The sequence below is a fragment of the Flavobacterium saccharophilum genome, from assembly GCF_900142735.1.
GTDB lineage: Bacteria > Bacteroidota > Bacteroidia > Flavobacteriales > Flavobacteriaceae > Flavobacterium > Flavobacterium saccharophilum.
Map to the genome: position 1 here is coordinate 1,234,466 of NZ_FRBY01000001.1, position 24,477 is coordinate 1,258,942.

The window sequence follows — 24,477 nt, forward strand, 5'->3', positions numbered from 1 at the left end:
TTTAAGACAATTAAGATTTGTTTCTTGATTGCTAACTTTTAGGTACTTTTGAGGTAATAATGTGCTATTGCTTCCTTAGCAAGGGGAAAGCATAAAATATACACTTCAATTTTTCTTATATGGCGACAAATGCTACTAATTTTTTAATAAAGAAATGGACAGGACCTTACGGGGGAGTTCCTGCTTTTAATGAATATAAAGTTTCAGATTTTAAACCGGCGCTAGAAGTTGCTATGCAGGAAAAGCTGGATCAAATTGATGCTATAGCAAATAATGATGAAGAAGTTAGCTTTGAAAATACAATTATTGCTTTAGAACTTTCCGGCAAAACACTCAATCAGGTTCAGACCGTTTTCGGAATTTACAGATCTAATTTGAGCAGTCCGGAATTTAATGATGTTGATACAGAAATGTCTCCAAGATTAGCGCAGATTAATAATAAAATGTATCAGAACAAGAAATTATTTTCCAGAATTGAAAAATTGTATAAATCTGATGCAAAGGGAAAATTAAATGAGGAGCAACAACGTCTGGTTTGGCTTTATTATACAGATTTTGTTAAAGAAGGAGCAGAGCTAAGTGAAGTTGATAAGGAAGAAGTGGCTAAAATTAATCAGGAACTTGCTGGGCTTTTTACGCTTTTTAGTCAAAAGTTATTGGCAGAAGAAAATGATCAGTTTCTGGAATTGCAGTCTGAACTAGATTTAGATGGCTTACCAGAAGCATTTAAAAATTCTGCCATCGCAGAGGCGAAAGAAAGAAATTTAAATGTTTTAGCTTGTATTGGCAATACGAGATCTTCAATTGAACCTTTCCTGACCTTTTCAAATCGCAGGGATTTAAGAGAAAAAGCTTTTGACATTTTTGTAAAGAGAGGAGATAATTCAAATGAAAATAATACAAATGAAACACTTGTATCTATTTTGCAATTAAGAGCCAGAAAAGCTAAAATTTTAGGCTTCGATAATTTTGCCCAATGGAGTTTATCTAATAAAATGGCAAAAGAGCCGCAGAAAACTTTAGATTTAATGGAATCTGTTTGGAAACCAGCTGTTGAAAAAGTAAAAAATGACGTTGCTTCGATGCAGGAAATGGTGAATCAGGAAGGTGGAAATTTTAAAATTCAGCCGTGGGATTATCGTTATTATGCTGAAAAAGTTCGTAAAGCAAAATATGATTTAGATCAAAACGAGTTAAAGCCGTATTTGCAGTTAGAAAATTTACGTGAAAGTATGTTTTGGGTCGCAGGCGAGTTATTTGATTTAGGTTTCAAACAAGTTTTTGATGTTCCGGTGTATCATCCAGATGTTAGGGTTTGGGAGGTCAATAATTCAACAACTGGCAATCCTGTTGGTTTGTGGTATTTTGATCCTTACGCGCGCCAGGGAAAGCGATCCGGGGCTTGGATGAACTCACATAGGAAACAACAGAAAATAGAAGAGAATGTACTTCCAATTGTTTCTAACAATTGCAATTTTATTAAAGGCGCAGCAAATGAACCTGTTTTGATTTCGTGGGATGATGCTACGACCTTATTTCATGAATTTGGTCACGCGCTCCACGGATTATGCTCAAATGTTACCTATCCAAGTTTAAGCGGCACTGCGGTTGCAAGAGATTATGTTGAATTTCCGTCGCAGCTGCTGGAACATTGGCTTGCCACTCCGGAAGTATTAAATAAGTTTGCTTTGCATTATAAAACAAATCAGCCATTACCTGCTGTGTTAGTTGAAAGACTTGAAAAAGCGGCGAATTTTAATGAAGGTTTTGCGACAGTAGAAACAATTTCAAGTTCTTTTGTTGATATGAGGCTGCATTTAACGACAGAAACGATTGATCCTCATAAATTTGAAAAAGAGATTTTAGAAGAAATTAATATGCCGTCTGAAATTGTAATGCGTCATAGAATTCCGCAATTTGCACATATCTTTTCAAGTGATGGATATGCAGCCGGATATTATAGTTATTTGTGGGCAGATGTGATTAATGCGGATGCCTATGAAGCCTTTTTAGAAGGAAAAGGCCCTTATGACAAGGAAATTTCAAAACGTCTTTACAATACCGTTTTAAGTATTGGGAATACTGTTGATAATGAAAAAATGTATGAAAATTTCAGAGGAAGGGCGCCGGAATCAAATGCTTTAATGCGAGCTAGAAATTTCCCCACAGTATAGAATTCATAAAAATAAAAAAGCCCGAATAACTTAATATTCGGGCTTTTTATATTGAAATAATAATATATTAACCTAAAGTAACTCTTTTGAAACCTGTAATTTCAACATTGTATCCTTTAACATAATCACCAACTTTTTTACTATCATCTTTAATGAAGTTTTGATCAAGTAAAGCTTTTTCTTGGTCTAAAGTAGTGTTGTCAGAGATGAAACGTTGCACTTTTCCTGGAATAATTTTATCCCAAATTTGTTCTGGTTTACCTTCAGCTTTTAATTCAGCTTTAGCATCTTCTTCAGCTTGTTTTAAAACTTCTTCAGTTAATTGAGAGTAAGAAATATATTTAGGAACATTTTTTAAAGTTTTTCCTAAACGTTTTGCTTCTTCATTATCCTTTTCGATTACAGCGATACGAGCAGCAAGTTCAGATTCAACAAAAGCAGGATCAAAATCTTTGTAAGATAGTGTATCAGCTCCCATAGAAGCAACTTGCATAGAAACGTCTTTAGTTAAAACGTCAGCGTTAGGAATTGCAGCAGAAATTGCAGTTAATGCAGCAATTTTGTTAACGTGAACATAAGATCCAACGAAAGCGCCTTCTAAAATTTCAAAACCACCGATTTCGATTTTTTCTCCAATAACTCCAGTTTGCTCGATTAATTTTTCAGCAACAGTAATTCCGTTGAAATCTGAAGCTAAGAAATCTTCTTTAGAAGAAAAGTTAATAGCTCTTTGTACTAATTCTTTAGCCAAAGTTACGAAAGCCTCATTTTTACCTACGAAATCAGTTTCGCAGTTTAAAGTGATGATAGCTCCTTTAGTATTGTCAGCATTGATAAAAGAAACAGCAGCTCCTTCAGAAGACTCACGGTCAGAACGGTTAGCAGCAACTTTTTGTCCTTTTTCTCTAAGGTTTTGTATAGCTTTATCGAAATCTCCGTCAGCTTCAACTAAAGCTTTTTTACAGTCCATCATTCCGGCACCTGTAGTTTGTCTTAATTTATTTACGTCTGCAGCAGTAATTGTTGCCATAATATTTTGAATTTTAATGTTAAAAGTAAAAATTCCATCTTTTAAATTCTAAACTCCAATTTTATTAAATTATCAACATAACGTTTTTAATTTGTGGTTGGATTTTAGAATTTAAAATTTGGAATTTAAATTTGATTTATTCTTCAGTTGCAGGAGCAGCAGCTTCAACAGCTGGTGCAGCCTCTACAGCAGGAGCAGCTTCAGCAGCAGCTTCTTCAGTAAAAACTTCAGCCTCTTTATCAGAACCTCTGTCAGAAAGACCGTCGATTACAGCAGCAGTAACTAAAGATAAAATTTTGTCAATTGATTTAGAAGCATCATCATTTGCAGGAATAACGTAATCAACCTCTCTTGGGTCAGAATTCGTATCAACCATTGCGAAAACTGGAATGTTTAATTTTTGTGCTTCTTTTATTGCGATGTGTTCAGCTTTGATATCTACTACGAACAATGCAGCTGGTAGTCTAGACATGTCAGCGATTGAACCTAAGTTTTTCTCTAATTTAGCACGTAGACGATCAACTTGCAAACGCTCTTTTTTAGATAACGTCATGAAAGTACCATCTTTCTTCATTTTATCAATAGAAGACATTTTTTTAACTGCCTTTCTGATAGTTACGAAGTTAGTTAGCATTCCACCAGGCCATCTTTCAGTGATGTAAGGCATGTTTGCAGCCTTTGCTTTTTCAGCAACGATGTCTTTAGCTTGTTTTTTGGTAGCTACGAATAAGATTTTTCTACCTGATGCAGCGATTTTTTTCAAAGCTTCATTAGCCTCTTCAATTTTTGCTGCAGTTTTATATAGATTGATAATGTGAATACCATTACGCTCCATATAAATGTAAGGGGCCATATTTGGATCCCATTTTCTAGTCATGTGTCCAAAGTGAACACCTGCTTCTAGTAAGTCTTTTACTTCTATTTTGTTTGCCATTTTTGTACTAGTTTACGTTCTGTTGATTAGCAATGTATAAATGGCGGTTTCCCAGGCTTTATACATTTAGATGCTAAACTATTTCCTACCTCGATAGGAGAGCAACAACAACTGTGTTTTTTAATTTCAATAAATAATTGATCTTGTCTTGTACCAAATGTACAAGACAGGTAATATTAACGTTTAGAGAATTGGAATCTCTTACGAGCTTTCTTCTGACCGAATTTCTTACGTTCAACCATTCTTGGATCTCTTGTTAATAAACCTTCTGGTTTTAAGATAGCTCTGTTTTCAGCATTTACTTCACACATAACGCGTGCTAATGCCATTCTTACAGCTTCTGCCTGACCAGTTGAACCACCTCCGTAAACGTTTACTTTTACATCAAAGTTGTTTACATTTTCTGTCATAGACATTGGTTGTAAAACTTTGTATTGTAAAGTTGCAGTTGGAAAGTAAGTTGCGAATTCTTTTTTGTTTACAGTGATTTTTCCTGTTCCTTCAGAAACATATACACGTGCAACAGCGGTTTTTCTTCTACCGATTTTGTGAATAACTCCCATTACTTAAGATCGTTTAGGTTAACAGTTCTAGGTTTTTGAGCTCCGTGAGTATGCTCAGCACCTACAACAACATTTAGATTTCTAAAAAGTTCAGCTCCTAATTTGTTTTTAGGTAACATTCCTTTTACAGCTTTTTCTACTAATAATGCAGGGTTTTTAGATTGCAATACTTTAGCAGTTAAAGTTCTTTGTCCTCCTGGGTAACCTGTATGACGCATGTAAATTTTGTCATTCATTTTTGTACCTGTAAGGTTAATTTTTTCTGAGTTGATAACAATTACGTTATCTCCACAGTCAACGTGCGGTGTGTAACTTGGTTTGTACTTACCTCTTAAGATCATCGCAACCTTTGAAGCAAGACGTCCTAAGTTATGCCCTTCAGCATCAACAACAATCCACTCTTTAGTTACAGTGGCTTTGCTAGCTGAAATTGTCTTGTAGCTTAATGCGTCCATAATATTATTTTAATTAAACATTCCATCCCCAATAAAGGGGATGCAAAAGTACAATTAATTATTTTAAAACCAAATACCTGAAAAGAATATTTTATCTGTTGAAAATCAGGCCTTCAGTTTTCTATTTAAAACAATAAAAAAAAACCACCTTCACAATAACGCGAAGGTGGTTCAATATTTGGATTTGTTTTGTTAAACAATAAATATATTTGCGATGTCTACAACTTGTTGTGTTGTAAGCGGCTCATCATAAGCTTCTGATCCTGCGGCAGCTCCAAATAAACTGGCTGTATTATAACCAGCCTGCATGGTAACGCCTTCACCATCATATACTGCCTGCGTGGCTGCTGGCATGCCGGCACCTCTTTCCGCATTCGAAATCCAGCCTTTTAATCCGCGTAGTCTTCGCACTTCTGACGCATGTCGTGCTTCAACAGAGTGAATCTGCAAAGCTGCGGTTAGTAGATCAGGAGTTGTGATTAAATTGGCTGCCTGTCCTTTGTAAGCTCTTACACCAGTATCTTCAAATGCTTGTGCCAATGCCAAAAAGGTCGGATAGTCTCCAAAAGGATCAAATGCTCCTCCAACAGTAAAATCAAAAGTAGGTTTAGGAACAAAGTTCGCACTCATTGTTCCTCCTAATCCTGCAATTAAAAAAGAAACGTGATCTGCTTCGTGAGCGGCAATCTGCTGAAAAACTTTTAAATCACGTCCACCGTTTTCAGATGCTGGAATTACGCCAGAATCTAGTGCCATTGCATAAAATTCGTTTTCAAGATATTCTAAAGTCAGGGCAAATTGTAAGGCCCCAATTGGTGTCGCTGGTGTGGCGGTTATATCTGCAGCTAGTGCTTTGTTGGCAAAAGCGGAAAGCCCGAAAGGAATGGCTGCAAATGCTAAATTTTTTCCAATATTTCCAAACTGTGAAAAACTGTCTCTTCTGGAACCAGTGCTATTCATTAAGCTATCATCAGTGAAGGTTTCTATAAATTTTAAGATATTCATAATTTCTAAGTTTTAGCTAGTTAGGATTAAGGTAAATATTTGGCAGTAAATTTTGTGGTAATAAAACCTCCGGCAATTGGAAGGATTTTAGAAGGATCTTGGGCTACATCCAGACCAGTTGATGTGTTGATAATATCATCACCAGCAAAATCGCTTGAATTTGGATTAATCAAACTTCTTATTGCTGAAGCATGTCTTGCTTCTACAGAAACAATTTTTCCGGCTAATAATAGGTAGTCAGCACTTTTGATTAATTTTCCGGCTCCGTTGTATGCGGCAACTCCGGTATCTTCCAAAGCTTTTGCAGTTGCGAGAACTTCAGTACGACTATTAAAATTCATGGATCCATAATTGAATGCCAATGAAGGAAGCAATTGTGAGCTAGGGTCAGGAAGTGCTCCGGTCAGTGCCGCTTTGAAAAAATCTCTGTGAACTACTTCGTGATGATACAAATCGGTCAGAACCTGACGTTCGATATCATTAAAAGTAGTATTGAAATTAGAGGCGTTTACTACCTTAGTATAAAAATCAGCTTCCAGTTGTTCTAAGGCGTATGCATAGGTTAAAACTCCAAAATCACCGGAGCCTAAATCAAATACGCCATTTTTTATTCCGGGCAGGGTGTTGTCCTGCATGTCATTGTCATCATTATCATTATCGCTGCAGCCAGCTAAAACCAAACCTGCGCCAACTAGTGTTAAGCCGCTGAGCTTTAGAAAGCTCCTTCTGTTATTCAATGAAGGGTCAACTTCATGAATTTTAACTTCGTTTTTCATAATCAAGGTCTTTTAAAAGGTTAATAACATATATTAAGGTATTAACGAGATTTAAAGACATCCGGTTTTTAAAAAGCCAATTTATTTTTTAATTTTTCTAAAAAGCCTTATAATTTTAAATACTGGTAGGCCTTTTTTGTTTTATTTTAGGTAATTCTACTATATTTGTATTAATTACATAAAATTTTAATAGATGAAAGCTAAAGCAACTCTAAAACAAATTGCGAAAGAACTTGGTGTTTCTGTATCTACGGTGTCTAAGGCGTTGAATGATAGCCCGGAGATTAGTGAGCAAACGAAGGTGAAGATTAAGGAGTATGCCAAACTCAAAAATTATAAGCCTAATGTTATTGGTCTGAATTTGAAGAATCGTAAAACCAAAACAATCGGTGTAATTATACCTAATATATTAAATTCCTTTTTTGCAAAGGTTTTTAGTGGTATCGAGAAAGTAGCCGATAAAAAAGGATATAATGTAATTACCTGTATTTCGAACGAATCTTTAGAAAAAGAAATTCATACACTTGAAATGTTGAGCAACGGAACTATTGACGGATTTATTCTTTCCGTTTCTGAAGAAGCTCAGAAATTACAAGATTACAGTCATTTTTCTGCCATTATTAATGACGGAACCCCGATTGTAATGTTTGACCGAATTGCTGATGAAGTAGAATGTGACAAAGTTGTAGTGGATGATTTTGATTCGGCTTTGAATTCAACACAACACTTAATCAATTTAGGGTGTAAAAATATTGCCTTAATTTCTTCAGTAGACAATTTAAGTGTTGGAAAATTAAGAGCGGATGGGTATTTGAAAGCTTTGGCGGATAATAATATTCCGGTAAATGAAAAAATCATTTTACGTACCGATTCTGAAGATGATATGAAGAGTAAAATTGATGCCATTTTTGATAATAAGATTGATGCGATTTTTGCCTTGGATGAAAATGATTCAGTTGCAGCTTTAAGAGTGAGTTTGAAAAAGGGATACAGAGTTCCTGAAGATATTTCGATCATTGGTTTTGCAGATGGAATCTTAGCATCAAGACGTCTGTCACCAAGTTTAACAACGGTTAGCCAACACGGAATTGAAATTGGAGAAGTAGCTGCTAAAAAACTAATCGAAAGACTGGAAGAGTCTGAAGAAGAAACTTCAGATTATGAAACTATCGTTATTAAAACAAAATTGAAAGAACGAGAGTCGACAAGAAAAAAATAACGTCCATAAAAAAATCCATCAGCCGCAACTGATGGATTTTTTTTATTCTAATGGATAAGGAAATTTTGGATTCTTATACTTTTTTAGTTTTTCAAAAGGAACTAAATAAGGTTCTTCACAAGATCTTGCCGCTCTATAAAAAATTGGGGTGAATTCTATACCTTTTTCAGTGTAATTCCAAGATGGGAAATCCCAATATTCTTCATCAGTATAATCACAAGGATCATCGTCGTCTTTTGGCTTTTCAAAATGGAATTCTGAGTTAAGCACTGCAAGTAATTTAGGAGCAAAATAAGTACTTCTATAAGTTGAATAACTCGAAAAATCACTTTCTTTCTCTGTTGTTACACTTTTATCAAAAGCAAGAATATTGTCTATTTGATAGTTTTTTCCGTTATTTAAATCAATCAAAAAACCACTGCTTCCAAAATCAGGATGAGCACCACCGCAATAATATGAACTCGAAATCTCAAAGCCCAATAAATTAGTATTCAGGAAATTTATGGTCGAATTTCCTTCTATTCCTTTTCCTTCACTATATTCAAATGATGAAGCGCAATTTAGTTGGTCTAATGTGTTCTGTATGTGAATTTTTTCCAGAATTGGGTTTATAACCGCTTTGTTTTTTTCTGAAAAGTTGCTTCCTAATCTGAAAAAATCAGAATCACAATGTTTTTCAGAATACCAAATAAATTCTTTGTTATTGTAGGTAGTTGCTTTCTGTTTTTTAAACTCTAAAAATTTATATTTTACAAGATTTAGTTTATCATCAGCATAATACTTATCCAGATTAGATTTGTAATTTGAAAAGTCAATAGTCTGTAATTTAACCGGTAATTGTTTTCCAGATGCGTTGTACCAGGATCCTTCAAAAGAATTATTGGCAGCTTTGTTTAAATAGAATTTTTCCAGAATTGCATCATTTGGTTTAAAAAAGAAAGTGAAACTATTCTTGTTCATCTTTCCTTCTAGCTTAATGTCTTTTAGTGAATTTTGGTAAAAATAAGTTGCGCTTAGATTTTCATCAGAATTAAAAACCTCGATTTTCATGTAAATTTTACTTTTCGCCAAAGTTCCTTCTAGATAATAAGTCTGATCCTGAGCAATTGCAATCATAGAATAGAAGGCAAAAAAGAACAAGGCATATTTTTTCATAAAACTATACAATCAATTAATTTAAAATCTGCAATCTAAAATTCTTAATGTGCCGCCAACCAATCTTTACCCATACCTAATTCAACATCCAAAGGAACACTCATCATAAAAGCATTTTCCATTTCGTGTTTAATCATCGGTTGGATTTTTTCTAATTCATCATTGTGCACATCAAACACAAGCTCATCATGAACCTGAAGTAACATCTTAGATTTCCAATTCTCTTCTGTTAGTTTTTTATGAATGTTGATCATGGCTATTTTAATCACATCGGCAGCACTTCCCTGAATTGGTGCGTTAACAGCATTTCGTTCAGCAGCACTTCTTACTACAGCATTTGCCGAGTTGATATCTTTTAAATAACGACGACGACCTAAAATCGTTTGAACGTATCCGTTTTCACGTGCAAATTCAATTTGTTCATTTATATAAGATCTTAATCTTGGATACGTTTTATAGTATGCTTCGATTAATGCCGAACTTTCACTTCTTGATAATGAAGTCTGATTGCTCAATCCGAAAGCTGAAACACCGTATATAATTCCGAAGTTTACCGTTTTGGCATTACTTCTTTGTTCGCGTGAAACTTCTTCTAAAGGCACATCAAAAACTTTTGAAGCCGTTGCTTTATGAATGTCTTCTCCATTTTTGAAAGCTGCGATCATATTTTCTTCGCCACTTAAAGCAGCAATAATTCTTAATTCTATTTGCGAGTAATCGGCAGAAATTAATGTATGATTTTCATCGCGTGCAACGAAAGCTTTACGAATCTGACGGCCTCTTTCTGTACGAATCGGAATGTTTTGCAAGTTCGGATTATTAGAACTCAAACGCCCTGTAGCAGCAACAGTCTGCATATAATCCGTATGAACGCGTAACGTTTTCTTGTCTACTTGTTCTGGCAAAGCCAAAATATAAGTGCTTTGTAATTTCACCATTTGACGCCAATCCAGAATTTCTTTTATAATCGGATTGTCATTGGCTAAATACATTAAAACATCTTCACCAGTTGCATATTGACCGGTTTTGGTTTTCTTTTGTTTAGCACCGCCAATTTTCATTTTATCAAATAAGATATCTCCTAATTGTTTCGGTGAAGCTAAATTGAATTTCTCCCCGGCAGTTTCGTATATTTTTTGTTCCAAAGATTTAATCTCAACCTCCATTTCGGTCGACATTTGTTTCAGAAAATCAACGTCTAAGCGAATTCCTTCTGTTTCCATAGCAGCCAAAACGGTTACTAAGGGAATCTCGATTTCATCAAATAATTTTTTGGTTTCCGTTTTGTCTAATTCGGTTGTGAAGAGTTCTTTTAATTGAAAAGTAACATCGGCATCTTCGGCGGCATATTCCTTAATATCTTCAAGGGCAACATCCCGCATCGTAATTTGATTTTTTCCTTTTTTACCAATTAAAGTTTCAATTGATTTTGGAGAATATTTCAAATACGTTTCAGATAAAATATCCATATTATGACGCATATCCGGATTGATCAGATAATGTGCAATCATCGTATCAAAAAGTTTTCCTTTCACGTTTATACCATAATTAGAAAGGATTTTTAGATCGTATTTTAAATTCTGACCTATTTTTTCGATGTTTTCATTCTCAAAAAAGGGTCTGAATTTCTCGATTAAAGTATGGGCTTCTTCCTGGTTTTCCGGAAACGGAACATAAAAGCCTTTTCCTTTTTCATAAGAGAAAGCGATTCCAACCAACTCAGCATGCAAAGCATCTAAACCAGTTGTTTCGGTATCAAAACAAACGGAAGTCTGATTTTGTAGATTTTGTAAAAGCAACTTTATTCCTAAATCACCCTGAATAAGCTGATAGGAGTGAGGGGTGTTTTCTAAAGTATTGTAAAATGAAGTTCTTTCGGTTTCAGAATTTTCATCAGTAGTTGCTCCACCGCCAAAAAGATCGAACTGATCTTCGTTTTTAGGTTGTGGTTTTTTGTACAATTTAGCATCAGAAGCCGGAGCTGCTGAAGGTGCTAATTCATTTCCACCGCCAATTTTAAACAAATTATCAAATTGTTCTGCCATTCTTCTGAATTCTAACTCCTGAAAAATAGCATCGGTTTTTTCGATATCAGGTCGTGAAAGCTCGTAATCATCTTCATTGAAAGTAACATCGCAATCACAGATAATAGTAGCTAGTTTTTTAGATAAAATTCCTTTTTCTTTATTGGCTTCAATATTTTCTTTCATTTTACCTTTCAGTAAATGCGTATTGTCCAGAAGATTTTCCATCGTACCAAATTCCTTTAGGAATTTTTTCGCTGTAACTTCACCAACACCTGGCAATCCCGGAATATTATCCACGGCATCCCCCATCATTCCAAGAAAATCAATTACCTGTTCTGGTCTTTCAATTTCAAATTTTGCCAAAACTTCAGGAACACCCCAAATTTCTATTCCGTTACCCATTCGGGCTGGTTTGTACATAAAAATGTTCTCAGAAACTAATTGAGCAAAATCCTTATCAGGCGTTACCATGAAAACTTTATAGTTTTCTTTTTCTGCTTGTTTAGCAATGGTTCCAATTAAGTCATCGGCTTCACAACCTTCTATTTCGATAATCGGAATGTGCATTGCTCTCAATAATTCCTGAATATAAGGTACAGCAATTTTAATCGCTTCCGGAGTAGCATCACGATTGGCTTTGTATTCGACAAACATTTCGGTTCTCACATGGCTTCCTCCTTTATCAAAAGCTACAGCTAAATGATCCGGTTTTTCACGTTTTATAACATCCAAAAGCGAGTTCATGAATCCCATGATCGCTGATGTATCCATTCCTTTAGAATTAATTCTCGGGTTTTTTATAAAGGCATAATAACCACGAAAAATTAGCGCGTACGCATCGAGAAGAAAAAGACGTTTTTGAGTTGACATAAAAAAAATATTAGTCTGTAAAAATAAACAATTGGGTTTTAAAATGATTCGGTTCTCAAAAATTAATTTGTTTTAAAAAATATCACTTATATGACAAGAAAATGCTTGAATAGTTAATGTCAAGTTAAAGTATTTATATTGGCTCAGTTCTTCATTTTGTCTTCATTTTACGAGAGTACATTTGATCTGTAAAATAAAAGGTATTAATTTAAATCTTAGAAATCATGAGAAATTTATTGATGTTACTAGTAGCAGTTTTAGGAACAAGTGTAATGGTACATGCATTTCCACCTGCTGTAAAAGTTGGTCCTGCAAAAGAAGTGAAAGAACTTCCTTCAAAAGAAGTTAAAGCTACAAAACACCCAAAAAACAAAACTGATAAAAAAACAAAATCAGCAAAAACAGAAGCTCCGAAAGCAGAAACAACAAAAGTGAAAAAATAAGCACTGCTTTTGTTTTGTTTTCGAAGAATTCTAAAGGAGACAAAACAGGAATAATGGTTATGGAATGTGGATGAGAAAGCTGATGAAGAAATTTGTCAGCTTTTTTCTATTTGTTAATTTTTTAATAATGCGTATCAGGACTTTTTAGAATTGCTTAAATTTAGTTACGCTTAAACGCTGTTTTTATGAATGTTTTAATTGTTGAAGATAATAAAGAACTTGCTGTAGAGGTTTACGATTTTTTGTGTAACGTGGGTTATATATGTAAAATCGCAAATAGCTGTAGCGATGCTCTCGAAGAAGTTGGAAGTAACGATTACGATGCAATGCTGTTGGATCTGGGCTTGCCTGACGGAGATGGTTTTGAAGTTTTGAAAACCATCCGTAAAACTAAATCTAAAATGGCTGTAATTGTCTTAACGGCGCGCGGTGAATTGGATGACAGGATAAATGGTCTTCATTTAGGTGCCGATGATTATTTGACAAAACCATTTGCTTTAACTGAGTTAAGTGCTCGATTGTTTGCGGTGATCCGAAGAATTCATGGTTTTACTTTGAACAATTTAGAAATGCACGGTTTTTTATTGCAGCTGCAGGATTATAAAGTAACCTATAATGATATCCCAATCAACTTGACCAAAAAAGAGTTTGATATTTTTCAATATCTTGTTTTGAATAAAGGTCGAGTAATTACCCGATTGCAATTAACGGAGCATATTTGGGGAGATATTCTGGAGGTTAATTCAGATTCGAATTTTATTGATGTTCATGTTCGAAATCTTCGAAAAAAACTAGATAAATACACTGCAATTGATTGGTTCGAAACAGTTCGGAATGTGGGTTACCGTATAAACGAATAAATAAATTTCTGTGAAGATCAAACACCAATTAGCCATTTTTAATGCACTAACACGATTGTTGGTGATTCTGGTTTTATGGTTAATGCTGCCAATTTTGGTTGAAAATGTCGTTTACAGACACATTAATAATGGGCTGGTAGAGAAAAAGGAAAAATTTATTGATCACCTAAATAAAAAAGAGATTAATGATTTTATCGAAAACTCAGATGATTCAACTGAGGAGTATTCTCAGTTTTCAACTTTGCACAGCGAGTTTTTGGTTCTTTCTAAAATTGCAGGGAAACCACATCAGAAAAAAACAACTTTCAGCAATGATTACCGCACAATTGAAGGGGAGGAAAATGAATATCGGATTCTTCAATATCATTTTACCTATGAAAGTCAAGGTTATCAACTGGAAATTGGAAGCAGTTTAAGCGAAGTAAACGATCTTACTTTTATTATTCGGTTGTTTATTATTATTGTATTGGTTGTTATTCTTTTAGTGACTTTTGTGGCAGATACGGTTTATATTGAATATTTACTCAAACCTTTTTATAAAATTATTGATACGAAAATCAGGCGCGTCAACGAACCTGAAGCTTTTGATCATACACCTATAAATGCAAAATCGAGAGATTTTAGAGAATTAGATTTAGTTCTAAATCAGATGATGGATCGTATTGGGGAACTTTTCAAAAAAGAAAAACAATTTATTTCGAATGTTTCGCACGAATTATTGACGCCAATTGCTTTGCTTAAAAATAAGTTTGAAAATTTATTGCAAAATGATTCTTTAGACGATAATGCAATTGATAAAATTGCCGGTGCATTAAGAACCTTAGATATGCTGAAAAAAATTATCAATAACTTATTACTGATTTCCAGAATTGAAAACAATCAATATGAAGCGAATGAGAAAATCAATTTTAAAGAGATTTTAAATGATTTGCAGGAAGATTTACAAGATCGAATCGAGGACAAAGAAATTCAGTTTTCAAATCAGATCAAACATGATTTCATTTTCACAGGAAATAAAACGCTGATTCATATTTTGATTTATAATTTAGTTATCAATGCGATAAAATATAATAAACCAAAAGGCAGTATTGTAGTTGAAGATGGCTTTTATAATAATCAATATTATATTGCTATTAAAGACTCTGGTATTGGAATGAATGCTGCTCAAATCGAAAAAGTATTTAACAGGTTTGCCAGAATAAGTTCTGATCAGGATGGTCAGGGACTAGGGCTCGCTATTGCTGAAAGTATTGCTGTTTTTCACCGTATAGAAATTAAGGTCACTTCTGAAATTAATGAAGGATCAAACTTTACACTTATGTTTCCTGAAGTGCCATTGCCTAATTAAAAGTTAAATTTTTAAAAGCACTTGAATCTTCATTTTGTCTTCATTTTCCGATTATATCTTTGAGCTATAAATAATGAGATAATAATCATAAAAACTTAAGATCATGAAAAAAATAGTAATGTTAGCAGTGGCTATTTTAGGAACAACTGCAATGGTAAGCGCTCAAACAACTCCAGCACAAACAACCCCTGTAAAAGAAGCTAAAGCTCCTAAAAAAGACAAAAAAGCAGATAAAAAAGCTAAAAAAGCAGAAGCTAAGCCAGAAGCGGCAAAAGCTCAAAAATAAGAAAGCATAAGTTTATTTATAAACTTTATTGTGGATTAAAAGGTTTTAAAAAATTTGGTAGAGAAAAGGCTGGTGGAGAAATTTACCAGCTTTTTTTGTTATTGTTTGAGTTAAATTTTTGATAATAAAAAGCAATAAAATTTTCATTCTTTGTTACTTTGCTTAAAACTATACCTACATGATCCTTCGTTTTGTAATTCTTTGTGCTCTGTTTCTATTTATTGAGTTCTATTCTTATCAGGCTTTTCGAACTTTAATCAAATTAAGATGGGTTTTGATTGGTTATCAGGTTTTAAGTTTGTTCATTTTAATCTTTATAATTTATTCTTTCTCACAAGTAGATCGTTCTGTTGGGCAAACCAGACAGTTTATGTTTACTACAGGCTTGATGCTGCTGGTTTATGTACCAAAAATAGTAGTGACACTTATTTTATTTGGTGAAGATATTTTTAGAATAGGAGCAAGTATTTTTAACTACTTTATTTACAATGCACCAAGAAAGGAAATGATGCCCGATAGGCGAAAGTTTATCAGTCAGATTGCTTTAGGATTGGCTGCAGTACCTTTTTTGTCAATTATTTACGGAATTTTTGAAGGAAAATATAATTTCAAAGTAATCAAACAAACAGTCTTTTTTCCAGATTTGCCAGATGCTTTTGATGGTTTTAGAATCACTCAGATTTCAGATGTTCATAGTGGAAGTTTTGATAATCCTGAAAAGATAAATTATGCAATTGACCTAATCAATGAACAAGAAGCAGATATGATTTTGTTTACGGGCGATATTGTAAATACACATGCCAAAGAAATGCATCCTTGGCTGGAGACTTTTAATCGAATTAAAGAATACAAATACGGTAAGTTTTCTGTTTTAGGAAACCATGATTACGGAGAATATGTTACCTGGCCTTCTGAGAAGCAAAAAGATGAAAATTTTCAAGAGATTAAGAAGCTTTATGAGCAAATAGGATTTAAATTAATGCTGAATGAGCATAAATATATTCAGAAAGGTGACGATAAAATTGCACTTATTGGAGTGGAAAATTGGGGCGTTAATTTTAAAAAAGCAGGTGATTTAAATAAAGCCTCACAAAATGTGCATCAGGATGATTTCAAAGTTTTAATGAGTCACGATCCAAGCCACTGGGAGGCTGAGATTAAAAATCATCCTAAAAACTTTCATTTAACGTTGTCAGGTCACACACACGGAATGCAATTTGGAATAGAAATTCCGGGTTATTTTAAGTGGAGTTTGGCACAATATATTTACAAGCAATGGGCGGGATTATACGAAAACGTAGGCCGATACGTTTATGTAAATCGAGGATTTGGTTTCCATGCTTACCCAGGGCGAGTGGGTATAATGCCTGAAATAACAGTCATTGAACTAAAAAAAGGTAACAATGTGGCTTAATTCGTTAAAAATGCTACATTTGTATTAATTATCTCTTTTTAATAGATTAAAAGAATTAAATTTTTGGTTTATGTCAAAATTTGGAGAACTTATAAATGCCCAAGTTCCAGTGTTAATAGATTTTTACACAGATTGGAACGAATCTTCTGTATCAATGCATCCTGTTATTAAGGATGTAGCTGCTGCACTTGGCGATAAAGCCAAAGTAATTAAAATTGATGTAGATAAAAATCAGGAGCTTGCCGAAGCCTTGCGTATAAAAGGGCTTCCCACTTTAATGATTTATAAAGAAGGACAAATGATATGGAGGCAATCAGGTGAGCTTGATGCAAATACTATTATCGGAATTGTTCAGGATCAATTCAGTATCTAATTAAAACTTCCTCTTAGTTGATGTTGTTTTAATGAATGATATCAAACTTATACCCGTTTTCTTTTAAAAAGTGTAACGTTTTAGGTAACGCGAATTTTAAATTATGCGATGCTTTAATACTGTCATGAAAAACGATTACACTGCCGGATGTTACATTTTTAGTAACGTTTTCAAGGCATTTTTCAGGTGTAATGCTCTGATCAAAATCGGCACTTAAAACATCCCACATTACTATCTTGTAGCCTAAATTTCGTAAAATTTTAGATTGTGCTTTTTTAATTTTTCCGTAGGGAGGGCGAAACAATAAACCATTCAGCCTTTTCTCATTTGATAAAATAGAAGCACAGTTCTTTACATTCTCTATGTAATCATTTGTTTGGCTTTTCCATCCATTGATATGATTCATGGTATGATTACCAATAGAATGCCCTTCTGCAATTAATCTTTCAAACAAAGAGGAATTTGCATTGATATTTTTTCCGATGCAAAAGAAGGTTGCTTTTGCATCAAATTTCTTTAATTCAGATAAAACCCAGTCCGTAACTTCTGGAGTTGGGCCATCATCAAAAGTAAGGTATATTTTCTTTTCTTGATTTGGAATATCCCAACAATACTTTGAAAACACCCTTTTTATAAATGAATTTGTTTTTACCCAATAAAAGCTCATTGTGAGATGATTTAGAGATATGTAAAAATAAAAAATGCAGCGCTATTTAACTAGAAGCGCTGCATTTTTTTAATCAGTATATTTTTCGTATATTATTATTCTTTTTCGCGTCCAAAACGTTCGAAAACATTTACATATGTATTGAAAGTCACTTTGTGTTTTTCATAGAATGCTCTGTCCTTGTTATGTTCCATAACTTGTAAAAGACTTCTGTAACGTTCAATGTCGGTAATAATATCCATTGCTAAGTCGGTTTGATCACCTGGTGTCAATGTTGCGTAATAATTTAAGTTCTCTTTGTATTTCTGAACTAATTTATTTAGCAAATCATGCGCTTTTGCTGTTTCTCCAACTTTGTAATATCCATTTGCAAACGGTTCTACCAATGAATAGTATCCATATTTATCTACAGGTAATTTTGTCATTGCTAAATTAATTACATTTTTAGCTTTGTCGATTTTACCTTCTGCAATTAATTGCTCACTTAAGCGAGATAAATTAGTGCGGTATGTGATGCTGTTTCTTCTTGTTTCAGGATCGTGGTAAATTTTATTGCTATCACTATTGCCCCAATCCCATTTCATTACAATATCATACATTTTATCGGCATCAATTTGTCCCATATCCATTGGTCCACCATCTTTTGATGGAACATTTCTAACAGGTACTAATTTGTATACCATTCCGTCTAATTGTAAATAATCTTTTAACCATAAATAATCTTCATCGTCAAAAGCACCACCACTAAAGTAAATTGGTCTTTTCCAGTTGTTATTGGCTAAGATGTCAAGCATCATCAGACGATTTTTGTAGATCGCACTTCCTTTAATGTCTATATCCATATACGGAACGATAGAATCGTTGTATTTAGGATTCACAACTTTGTTCTTGATGATAAGATTTTTATCAACCGGTACTCTAATTTTATTAGTTGGATAAAAATGAATCGTTTGTCCGTTTTGTAAACCTACAGTCGATTTCGGATTTTTAATAAAACTAATAAAGTCATTGATGTTCCAACGGGTATCAATTTTTTGAATATAAGCTACATAATCCAGCTTATCTCCCACATATTCGTCGTGATTGAATGATATTGGTAATGGGTCAGATTCATATGATTTCGCTTTCATTTGGTCAATATACCAATCTGTCATAAACAGACTTGTATTTACAATTTTTACGTCTGTTCTAATGCCTTCAATTTCCTGTGCGTACCACAATGGGAAAGTATCATTATCACCAATGGTAAATAGAATAGCGTTTTTATCACAAGAATTCAAATATGCTTTAGCCATTGCAACTGCGGTATATTTATTTGATCTGTCGTGATCATCCCAGTTTTGAGAAGCCATTAAGATAGGTGCGGCTAATAAAGTTCCGGCAATAATAATTGGTCCGGCAATTTTAGGTGCAATATATTTTTGGATGCTTTCGTATAGTGAATAGACCCCAAAACCTATCCAGATCGCAAACACATAAAAAGATCCTACAAGGGCATAATCTCTTTCACGAGGTTCAAAAGGTCTCTCATTTAAATAAATTTTTAATGCGATACCAGTAAATAAGAACAATGCTAAAAGAACATAAAAGCTTTTAAGGTCTTTGTTAGCATGGTACATTATTCCGATAAGTCCTAAAATAAACGGAAGGAAAAAGTAAACATTTCTTCCTTTGTTATTTAAAACATCTGAAGGTAAATTATCCTGAGAGCCAAGGTGTAATGAATCAAGAGCTTTGATTCCGCTGATCCAGTTTCCATCAAGATTATCATATTTGCCCTGTTCGTCACTTTGACGTCCTACAAAGTTCCACATTAAATATCTCCAGTACATATATCCAAATTGGTATTCGAACATAAAACTGAAATTATCTACAGTTGATGGTTTTTCGATAATTAAATATTCGCCATAGCTTTTTAAGAACTTAACATAACCTTCGTTATCGATTTGTTTTTGAGCATATGCTTTTCTGAATTCAGAAACGGTTTTTTCAACCTCATTTCTCAATTGAGCTGTAGCTTTGTTGTATTCCTCTTCACTTAATTGACTCGCGTCAATCCCGTATTTAGTTAAATCATCTTCATAAGGGTAATTAGGGTTGATTTTAAATGCAGGAGGATTTGTAAAGCTGATATAGTTTTGAATGTGTCCGGTTTCGGTACTCCACATTCTTGGTAAAATTGTTTTTTGATTGTCGTCAGAGTTTTGTTCTGCGTTTTTGTAATTATTCGTAATGATATATTTACCAGTTTTATAATCTCTTTCGTAGTTTGGTTTTTTGTCCAGGTATGGATTTTTTTCGTCAAGACCAGCAAAAACTTCAGTGTATTGAGGACCGTAAAATAATGGGTTTACACCGTATTGTTCACGATTGTAATAGGCTAAAACCTCCGTTGCATCAGAGGGTTTGTTTTCATTGATTACTGTATTGGCATTAGCACGTACAGGTAACATGATCCAGGTTGAGAAACCAATCAGGATAAATAAAACACAAAGGATAATTGTGTTGTAGAAAACCAATCCTTTTTGTTTGGTATACTTTAATCCAAAATAGAAGAAAGCAATAAAAAGTAATGCTACAAAAATGGTTCCTGAGTTAAAAGGAAGTCCCATGCTGTTTACCATGAAAACCTCAGTTTTTCCAAAGAAAGCCATGGTTAATGGTAAAAGTAATTTGAAAATAAATAATAAAATTGCAATTACGACTGCATTTGCAATGATGAAATTTTTGATGGTAACTTTTTCGTAATGTTTAAAGTAATATAGAAAACCAATGGCAGGAATTGTTAATAAAGCCATAAAGTGAACTCCAAAGGAAAGACCTACAACAAGCGAAATAATTAATAACCATTTATTTCCTTTAGGCTGGTCCATATCCTGTTCCCAACGAAGGCCAAGCCAGAAAAGCAGCGCAATTAACAAAGACGCCATTGCGTAAACTTCTGCTTCAACAGCGTTAAACCAAAAACTATCAGAGAAAGTGTAGGCTAATGCGCCGACAAACGAACTTCCTAAAATAACAATTGCATTGTTGTTGTCGATTTCAGTAAAACGAGCTACAATTTTCTTCAAAATCATAGACGATGACCAAAACATAAATAAAATAGTAAAGGCACTGGAAAAAACAGACATCATATTAACCATCAATGCGACATGTTGATTATCAATGGCAAACATGGCAAAAAAGGCTCCCATCATCTGGAATAAAGGTGCTCCCGGTGGGTGGCCAACTTCTAGTTTAGCCGCTGTAGCGATATATTCGCCACAATCCCAGAAGCTCATAGTAGGTTCAACAGTCAGTGTGTAAGTAGTTAAAGCGATTGCAAATGCAAACCAACCAATAATTGTATTCCATTTATTGAAATTGAATTGTGCCATATTTAGATGTTAAAATTTTGTGTGTTTTCTATTCTACAAAGAAAATGTTTTTTTGTGTAAAGAAACGAGCATTAACATAAAATTCTACAAAACTATTTGCTGAAAGTAACGTGTTGTTTGTGAAATACTTGTGAAAGTGTTGTGAGTTTTGGAGGAAAAAAAACAAGAAAAAAAAGATTTTTTTTCGCGAAAAAGTTTGTGTAAACTAAAAAAAGCTTTAAATTTGCACTCGCTTAACGGCATTGCTGGTCTATGGTGTAATGGTAACACAACTGTTTTTGGTGCAGTCTTTCTAGGTTCGAGTCCTAGTAGACCAACATAAAGCCTCTCATTTGAGAGGCTTTTTTTATGCACTAATTTTTCGGCGAATTTCAAATTTTGGATCGCGGGTTTGCTTATAAAAGATAAGGTATTGATGAGAAAAAAGGTGTCATATGGAAATCTGTCCGGGGTGTGATGAAAAAAATAAAAGCAAGAAATAGCCTGATAAGCAATGGTTTGTTAATCTTTGTTTGTGCTTTTGTTGAAAAAATTTGCGTAAACTAAAAAAAGCTTTAAATTTGCACTCGCTTAACGGCAGTGCTGGTCTATGGTGTAATGGTAACACAACTGTTTTTGGTGCAGTCTTTCTAGGTTCGAGTCCTAGTAGACCAACATAAAAAGCCTCTCAATCGAGAGGCTTTTTTTATGTGATAAAATTTAGGTGAGTTTTAAATTGTGAAAATCTGATTTAGATTTTTAAGGTAATGACAGGTCTTATGGCGTGGTTTACTAATCCTTCGCTAATGCTGCCGTTGAAAAAGTGTGCAAAGCCAGTTCTTCCGTGGGTGCACATTCCAATAATGTCTGCATTTATGCTATTGGCAAAATTGATAATTCCTTTTTCGATATTAGTATCGTTGTAAATGTGAGTTGTGTAATTGGTAATGTTGAATTCAGTTATGAAATTTTTCATTGCTTTTTCAATAACGTGCGTTGGTTTGAAACTGTTTGGTGTGCAGATTGTAACCAAATGTATTTTTGATTCAAAGAATTTAGTAAAGTTTAGTAATTTTTCGAATGGTTTTTTTGCTTCTTCGGAAAAATCGGAGGCAAAAATAATGTTGGCCACTTTGAAATCAGAAATATCTTTTTTGATAACTAAAACTGGTATTTCAGAATTTCGAACAACTTTTTCGGTGTTAGAGCCAATTAGTAACTCTTCAACACCAGATGAGCCATGAGATCCCATGATAATTAAATCAATATCGTAATCTTTGCTAACTTGTGTGATTCCGTGAATGGGTTTGTCTATTTTTACAATTTCAGTTACCGGAATTCCATCCAGATAAGGTCTTGAAGAGATGTCGTCAAGCATTTCGTTTGCCTTTTTCATAAAAAGCATGGTTTCGGGAATGCTTGCGCCACCCAATATGGCGTCATTCATTTGATGAGGTAATTCAAGCATGTGTAAAACGATAATTTCAGAATCGTTTTTTTGAGCAATTTGTGCAGCAACTTTTAGGGCGTCTTCTGCATGTTCTGAAAAGTCAGTAGGGACTAAAATTCGTTTCATAATTTTTTGAGGTTAAATTATTTGAATAATCCGTTATTTTAATGCTCCCATAAAGATAAGAAATATTTTTAGAGCAATCAATTTATTTTGATTTATAAAAAAAACACTATATTTGCACCGTTATTTATTAAAATCTAAATAATGAGGGGACTAAGTGTCCCCTCTTTTTATAAAATTATGACATTTAAAGAAAAAGTAAACGGATTAATCGCAGAAGCTCTTCTGGAAAAGCCTTCAATCTTTTTGATTGATTTATCTATTTCAGATTCTTTCAAAATTAGTGTTGGTTTAGACGGAGATAATGGAGTGGCGCTGCAGGATTGCATTGATGTTAGTCGTGCAATCGAGAATAATCTGGATCGTGAAGAGCAGGATTTTTCGTTGGAAGTAGCATCGGTTGGAGTAGGATCACCTTTGAAAATGACAAGGCAATACAAGAAGAATATTGGTAGAACGTTGATTGTTACTACAAATACTGAAAAAATTGAAGCAGAATTAGTGGAAGCTAACGATGTTTTTATAATTTTGTCTTGGAAAGCAAGAGAACCGAAAAAAGTAGGAAAAGGAAAAGAAACAGTTCAAAAAGAGCAACAAATACCTTATACAGAAATTAAAGAGGCAATTGTTACAGTAACATTTTAATTAAAGAATTCGCATGGAAAATTTAGCATTAATCGATTCATTCTCAGAGTTTAAAGATAATAAACTTATTGATCGTGTAACGCTTATGGCAATTTTAGAGGACGTGTTTAGAAATGCATTAAAGAAAAAATACGGTTCTGATGATAACTTCGACATCATTATAAATCCTGATAAAGGCGATATGGAGATATGGAGAAGAAGAGTGATCGTTGCTGACGAAGATCTTGATTTTGAAAACGAAGAAATTACCTTGACTGAAGCAAGATTGATCGAAGCGGATTTTGAAATTGGTGAAGAAGTTTCTGAAGAGGTTAAATTGATTGACTTAGGAAGAAGAGCTATTTTGGCTTTGCGTCAAAACTTAATATCTAAAATTCACGAACACGATAATACAAATCTTTACAAACAATTTAAAGATATTATCGGTGATATTTATACTGCTGAAGTGCACCACGTGCGTCCTAGAGTAGTTATCTTAGTTGATGATGAAGGAAACGAAATTGTACTTCCGAAAGAAAAACAAATTCCGTCTGACTTTTTCCGTAAAGGAGATAATGTTCGTGGAATTATTGAAAGCGTTGAACTAAAAGGAAACAAACCTCAAATTATTATGTCTAGAACTTCTGAGAAGTTTTTAGAGAAATTGTTTGAACAAGAAATTCCTGAAGTATTTGACGGTTTGATTACGGTTAAAAATGTAGTTCGTATTCCTGGTGAAAAAGCAAAAGTAGCGGTAGATTCTTATGATGATAGAATTGATCCTGTTGGAGCTTGTGTTGGTATGAAAGGATCTCGTATTCACGGAATTGTTCGTGAATTAGGAAACGAAAATATCGACGTTATCAACTATACAAACAATATTCAATTGTTTATTACAAGAGCATTAAGCCCTGCTAAAGTTTCTTCTATCAAAATTGACGAAGAAAACAAAAGAGCTGAAGTTTTCTTGAAATTGGAAGAAGTTTCTAAAGCAATTGGTAGAGGAGGTCACAATATTAAATTAGCGGGTCAACTAACAGGTTACGAATTAGATGTTATTCGTGAAGGAGATGTTGCAGGAGCAACGGCTGATGAAGACGATGTTGAATTAACAGAGTTTTCAGATGAAATCGAAGATTGGGTAATTGAAGAATTTGCTAAAATAGGTTTAGATACTGCAAAAAGTATTCTAAAACAAGAAGTAGAAGATTTAGTAAGAAGAACGGATTTAGAAGAGGAAACTATTCTTGACGTTATGAAAATACTAAAAGAAGAGTTTGATAACTAATTATCTACTCTAACAACACAACGAAAAAGGTAATAAT

21 protein-coding genes and 2 tRNA genes are annotated in these 24,477 nt (G+C 33.8%); 12 read left to right on the plus strand and 11 right to left on the minus strand.

The features are described from left to right. The first annotated feature begins 119 nt into the window (after positions 1 to 119). On the plus strand, positions 120 to 2,174 hold the full coding sequence (locus tag BUA98_RS05175) for a M3 family metallopeptidase (RefSeq protein ID WP_072970513.1): 2,055 nt from the start codon (positions 120 to 122) through the stop codon (positions 2,172 to 2,174). 67 nt (positions 2,175 to 2,241) lie between these two features. On the opposite strand, the gene tsf is transcribed toward BUA98_RS05175, so the two are convergent. The 6 genes from tsf to BUA98_RS05205 all read right to left on the minus strand — a co-directional run bounded on the left by tsf (position 2,242) and on the right by BUA98_RS05205 (position 6,937). Further along, a complete protein-coding gene (tsf, locus tag BUA98_RS05180; RefSeq protein ID WP_072970514.1) occupies positions 2,242 to 3,204 on the minus strand; it encodes a translation elongation factor Ts in 963 nt (320 codons plus the stop codon). Between the two features lie 136 nt (positions 3,205 to 3,340). After that, positions 3,341 to 4,138, minus strand: a complete 798-nt coding sequence (rpsB, locus tag BUA98_RS05185) for a 30S ribosomal protein S2 (RefSeq protein ID WP_072970515.1) — start codon at positions 4,136 to 4,138, stop codon at positions 3,341 to 3,343. A 176-nt stretch (positions 4,139 to 4,314) separates the two neighbouring features. Continuing rightward, a complete protein-coding gene (gene rpsI, locus BUA98_RS05190; protein WP_007808909.1) occupies positions 4,315 to 4,701 on the minus strand; it encodes a 30S ribosomal protein S9 in 387 nt (128 codons plus the stop codon). Then, positions 4,701 to 5,156 (minus strand): 50S ribosomal protein L13, encoded by a 456-nt coding sequence (gene rplM / locus BUA98_RS05195; protein WP_026983738.1) that lies wholly within the window; start codon positions 5,154 to 5,156, stop codon positions 4,701 to 4,703. The genes rpsI and rplM overlap by 1 nt, the downstream gene beginning before the upstream one ends. 192 nt (positions 5,157 to 5,348) lie before the next feature. Further along, entirely contained in the window at positions 5,349 to 6,161 is an 813-nt protein-coding gene (locus BUA98_RS05200; RefSeq protein ID WP_072970516.1) for a ferritin-like domain-containing protein, read from the minus strand. Positions 6,162 to 6,187: 26 nt separating this feature from the next. Continuing rightward, the gene (locus BUA98_RS05205) at positions 6,188 to 6,937 is read right to left on the minus strand and encodes a ferritin-like domain-containing protein (protein ID WP_072970517.1); all 750 of its coding nucleotides are present in this window, start codon (positions 6,935 to 6,937) and stop codon (positions 6,188 to 6,190) included. A gap of 193 nt (positions 6,938 to 7,130) precedes the next feature. Between BUA98_RS05205 and BUA98_RS05210 the strand changes: the two genes are divergently transcribed. Beyond that, a complete protein-coding gene (locus BUA98_RS05210; protein WP_072970518.1) occupies positions 7,131 to 8,156 on the plus strand; it encodes a LacI family DNA-binding transcriptional regulator in 1,026 nt (341 codons plus the stop codon). A 42-nt stretch (positions 8,157 to 8,198) separates the two neighbouring features. Here BUA98_RS05210 and BUA98_RS05215 read toward each other — a convergent pair whose 3' ends face one another. Next, the gene (locus BUA98_RS05215) at positions 8,199 to 9,311 is read right to left on the minus strand and encodes a hypothetical protein (protein WP_072970519.1); all 1,113 of its coding nucleotides are present in this window, start codon (positions 9,309 to 9,311) and stop codon (positions 8,199 to 8,201) included. A 44-nt stretch (positions 9,312 to 9,355) separates the two neighbouring features. Then, on the minus strand, positions 9,356 to 12,208 hold the full coding sequence (gene polA, locus BUA98_RS05220; protein WP_072970520.1) for a DNA polymerase I: 2,853 nt from the start codon (positions 12,206 to 12,208) through the stop codon (positions 9,356 to 9,358). Between the two features lie 224 nt (positions 12,209 to 12,432). Between polA and BUA98_RS05225 the strand changes: the two genes are divergently transcribed. The 6 genes from BUA98_RS05225 to BUA98_RS05250 all read left to right on the plus strand — a co-directional run bounded on the left by BUA98_RS05225 (position 12,433) and on the right by BUA98_RS05250 (position 16,932). After that, positions 12,433 to 12,651, plus strand: coding sequence for a hypothetical protein (locus tag BUA98_RS05225; RefSeq protein ID WP_072970521.1), 219 nt, complete (start codon positions 12,433 to 12,435; stop codon positions 12,649 to 12,651). A 185-nt stretch (positions 12,652 to 12,836) separates the two neighbouring features. After that, a complete protein-coding gene (locus tag BUA98_RS05230; protein ID WP_072970522.1) occupies positions 12,837 to 13,511 on the plus strand; it encodes a response regulator transcription factor in 675 nt (224 codons plus the stop codon). Positions 13,512 to 13,521: 10 nt separating this feature from the next. Next, a complete protein-coding gene (locus BUA98_RS05235; protein WP_244279169.1) occupies positions 13,522 to 14,859 on the plus strand; it encodes a sensor histidine kinase in 1,338 nt (445 codons plus the stop codon). A 103-nt stretch (positions 14,860 to 14,962) separates the two neighbouring features. After that, positions 14,963 to 15,145 (plus strand): hypothetical protein, encoded by a 183-nt coding sequence (locus BUA98_RS05240; protein ID WP_072970524.1) that lies wholly within the window; start codon positions 14,963 to 14,965, stop codon positions 15,143 to 15,145. A 178-nt stretch (positions 15,146 to 15,323) separates the two neighbouring features. After that, positions 15,324 to 16,559 (plus strand): metallophosphoesterase, encoded by a 1,236-nt coding sequence (locus BUA98_RS05245; protein WP_072970525.1) that lies wholly within the window; start codon positions 15,324 to 15,326, stop codon positions 16,557 to 16,559. 70 nt (positions 16,560 to 16,629) lie between these two features. Next, positions 16,630 to 16,932, plus strand: a complete 303-nt coding sequence (locus BUA98_RS05250; protein WP_056190453.1) for a thioredoxin family protein — start codon at positions 16,630 to 16,632, stop codon at positions 16,930 to 16,932. Between the two features lie 28 nt (positions 16,933 to 16,960). Here the strand turns inward: BUA98_RS05250 and BUA98_RS05255 are convergent, their stop codons facing one another. Further along, positions 16,961 to 17,599, minus strand: coding sequence for a polysaccharide deacetylase family protein (locus BUA98_RS05255; RefSeq protein WP_072970526.1), 639 nt, complete (start codon positions 17,597 to 17,599; stop codon positions 16,961 to 16,963). A 95-nt stretch (positions 17,600 to 17,694) separates the two neighbouring features. Beyond that, positions 17,695 to 20,976, minus strand: coding sequence for a glycosyltransferase family 117 protein (locus tag BUA98_RS05260; RefSeq protein ID WP_072970527.1), 3,282 nt, complete (start codon positions 20,974 to 20,976; stop codon positions 17,695 to 17,697). 246 nt (positions 20,977 to 21,222) lie between these two features. Here BUA98_RS05260 and BUA98_RS05265 point away from each other — a divergent pair. Further along, positions 21,223 to 21,293: transfer RNA gene (locus BUA98_RS05265), tRNA-Gln, on the plus strand. A gap of 266 nt (positions 21,294 to 21,559) precedes the next feature. Then, positions 21,560 to 21,630, plus strand: a tRNA-Gln gene (locus BUA98_RS05270). A 76-nt stretch (positions 21,631 to 21,706) separates the two neighbouring features. On the opposite strand, the gene BUA98_RS05275 is transcribed toward BUA98_RS05270, so the two are convergent. Next, on the minus strand, positions 21,707 to 22,531 hold the full coding sequence (locus BUA98_RS05275) for a universal stress protein (protein ID WP_072970528.1): 825 nt from the start codon (positions 22,529 to 22,531) through the stop codon (positions 21,707 to 21,709). A gap of 177 nt (positions 22,532 to 22,708) precedes the next feature. Here BUA98_RS05275 and rimP point away from each other — a divergent pair, with 177 nt between their 5' ends. Then, positions 22,709 to 23,173 carry a ribosome assembly cofactor RimP gene (gene rimP, locus BUA98_RS05280; RefSeq protein ID WP_026983725.1) on the plus strand — a complete coding sequence of 155 codons (465 nt, stop codon included), beginning with the start codon at positions 22,709 to 22,711 and terminating at the stop codon, positions 23,171 to 23,173. A gap of 13 nt (positions 23,174 to 23,186) precedes the next feature. After that, positions 23,187 to 24,440 (plus strand): transcription termination factor NusA, encoded by a 1,254-nt coding sequence (gene nusA, locus BUA98_RS05285; protein WP_072970529.1) that lies wholly within the window; start codon positions 23,187 to 23,189, stop codon positions 24,438 to 24,440. Positions 24,441 to 24,477 lie beyond the last annotated feature (37 nt).

Coding starts and splice junctions, on each gene's coding strand:
- BUA98_RS05260 (WP_072970527.1), bottom strand. CDS start 20,976: ATGGCACAATTCAATTTCAATAAATGGAATACAATTATTGGTTGGTTT.
- BUA98_RS05245 (WP_072970525.1), top strand. CDS start 15,324: ATGATCCTTCGTTTTGTAATTCTTTGTGCTCTGTTTCTATTTATTGAG.
- tsf (WP_072970514.1), bottom strand. CDS start 3,204: ATGGCAACAATTACTGCTGCAGACGTAAATAAATTAAGACAAACTACA.
- BUA98_RS05255 (WP_072970526.1), bottom strand. CDS start 17,599: ATGAGCTTTTATTGGGTAAAAACAAATTCATTTATAAAAAGGGTGTTT.
- BUA98_RS05215 (WP_072970519.1), bottom strand. CDS start 9,311: ATGAAAAAATATGCCTTGTTCTTTTTTGCCTTCTATTCTATGATTGCA.
- rplM (WP_026983738.1), bottom strand. CDS start 5,156: ATGGACGCATTAAGCTACAAGACAATTTCAGCTAGCAAAGCCACTGTA.
- rpsI (WP_007808909.1), bottom strand. CDS start 4,701: ATGGGAGTTATTCACAAAATCGGTAGAAGAAAAACCGCTGTTGCACGT.
- polA (WP_072970520.1), bottom strand. CDS start 12,208: ATGTCAACTCAAAAACGTCTTTTTCTTCTCGATGCGTACGCGCTAATT.
- rpsB (WP_072970515.1), bottom strand. CDS start 4,138: ATGGCAAACAAAATAGAAGTAAAAGACTTACTAGAAGCAGGTGTTCAC.
- BUA98_RS05200 (WP_072970516.1), bottom strand. CDS start 6,161: ATGAATATCTTAAAATTTATAGAAACCTTCACTGATGATAGCTTAATG.
- BUA98_RS05210 (WP_072970518.1), top strand. CDS start 7,131: ATGAAAGCTAAAGCAACTCTAAAACAAATTGCGAAAGAACTTGGTGTT.
- BUA98_RS05240 (WP_072970524.1), top strand. CDS start 14,963: ATGAAAAAAATAGTAATGTTAGCAGTGGCTATTTTAGGAACAACTGCA.
- BUA98_RS05230 (WP_072970522.1), top strand. CDS start 12,837: ATGAATGTTTTAATTGTTGAAGATAATAAAGAACTTGCTGTAGAGGTT.
- BUA98_RS05250 (WP_056190453.1), top strand. CDS start 16,630: ATGTCAAAATTTGGAGAACTTATAAATGCCCAAGTTCCAGTGTTAATA.
- BUA98_RS05205 (WP_072970517.1), bottom strand. CDS start 6,937: ATGAAAAACGAAGTTAAAATTCATGAAGTTGACCCTTCATTGAATAAC.
- BUA98_RS05175 (WP_072970513.1), top strand. CDS start 120: ATGGCGACAAATGCTACTAATTTTTTAATAAAGAAATGGACAGGACCT.
- rimP (WP_026983725.1), top strand. CDS start 22,709: ATGACATTTAAAGAAAAAGTAAACGGATTAATCGCAGAAGCTCTTCTG.
- nusA (WP_072970529.1), top strand. CDS start 23,187: ATGGAAAATTTAGCATTAATCGATTCATTCTCAGAGTTTAAAGATAAT.
- BUA98_RS05225 (WP_072970521.1), top strand. CDS start 12,433: ATGAGAAATTTATTGATGTTACTAGTAGCAGTTTTAGGAACAAGTGTA.
- BUA98_RS05275 (WP_072970528.1), bottom strand. CDS start 22,531: ATGAAACGAATTTTAGTCCCTACTGACTTTTCAGAACATGCAGAAGAC.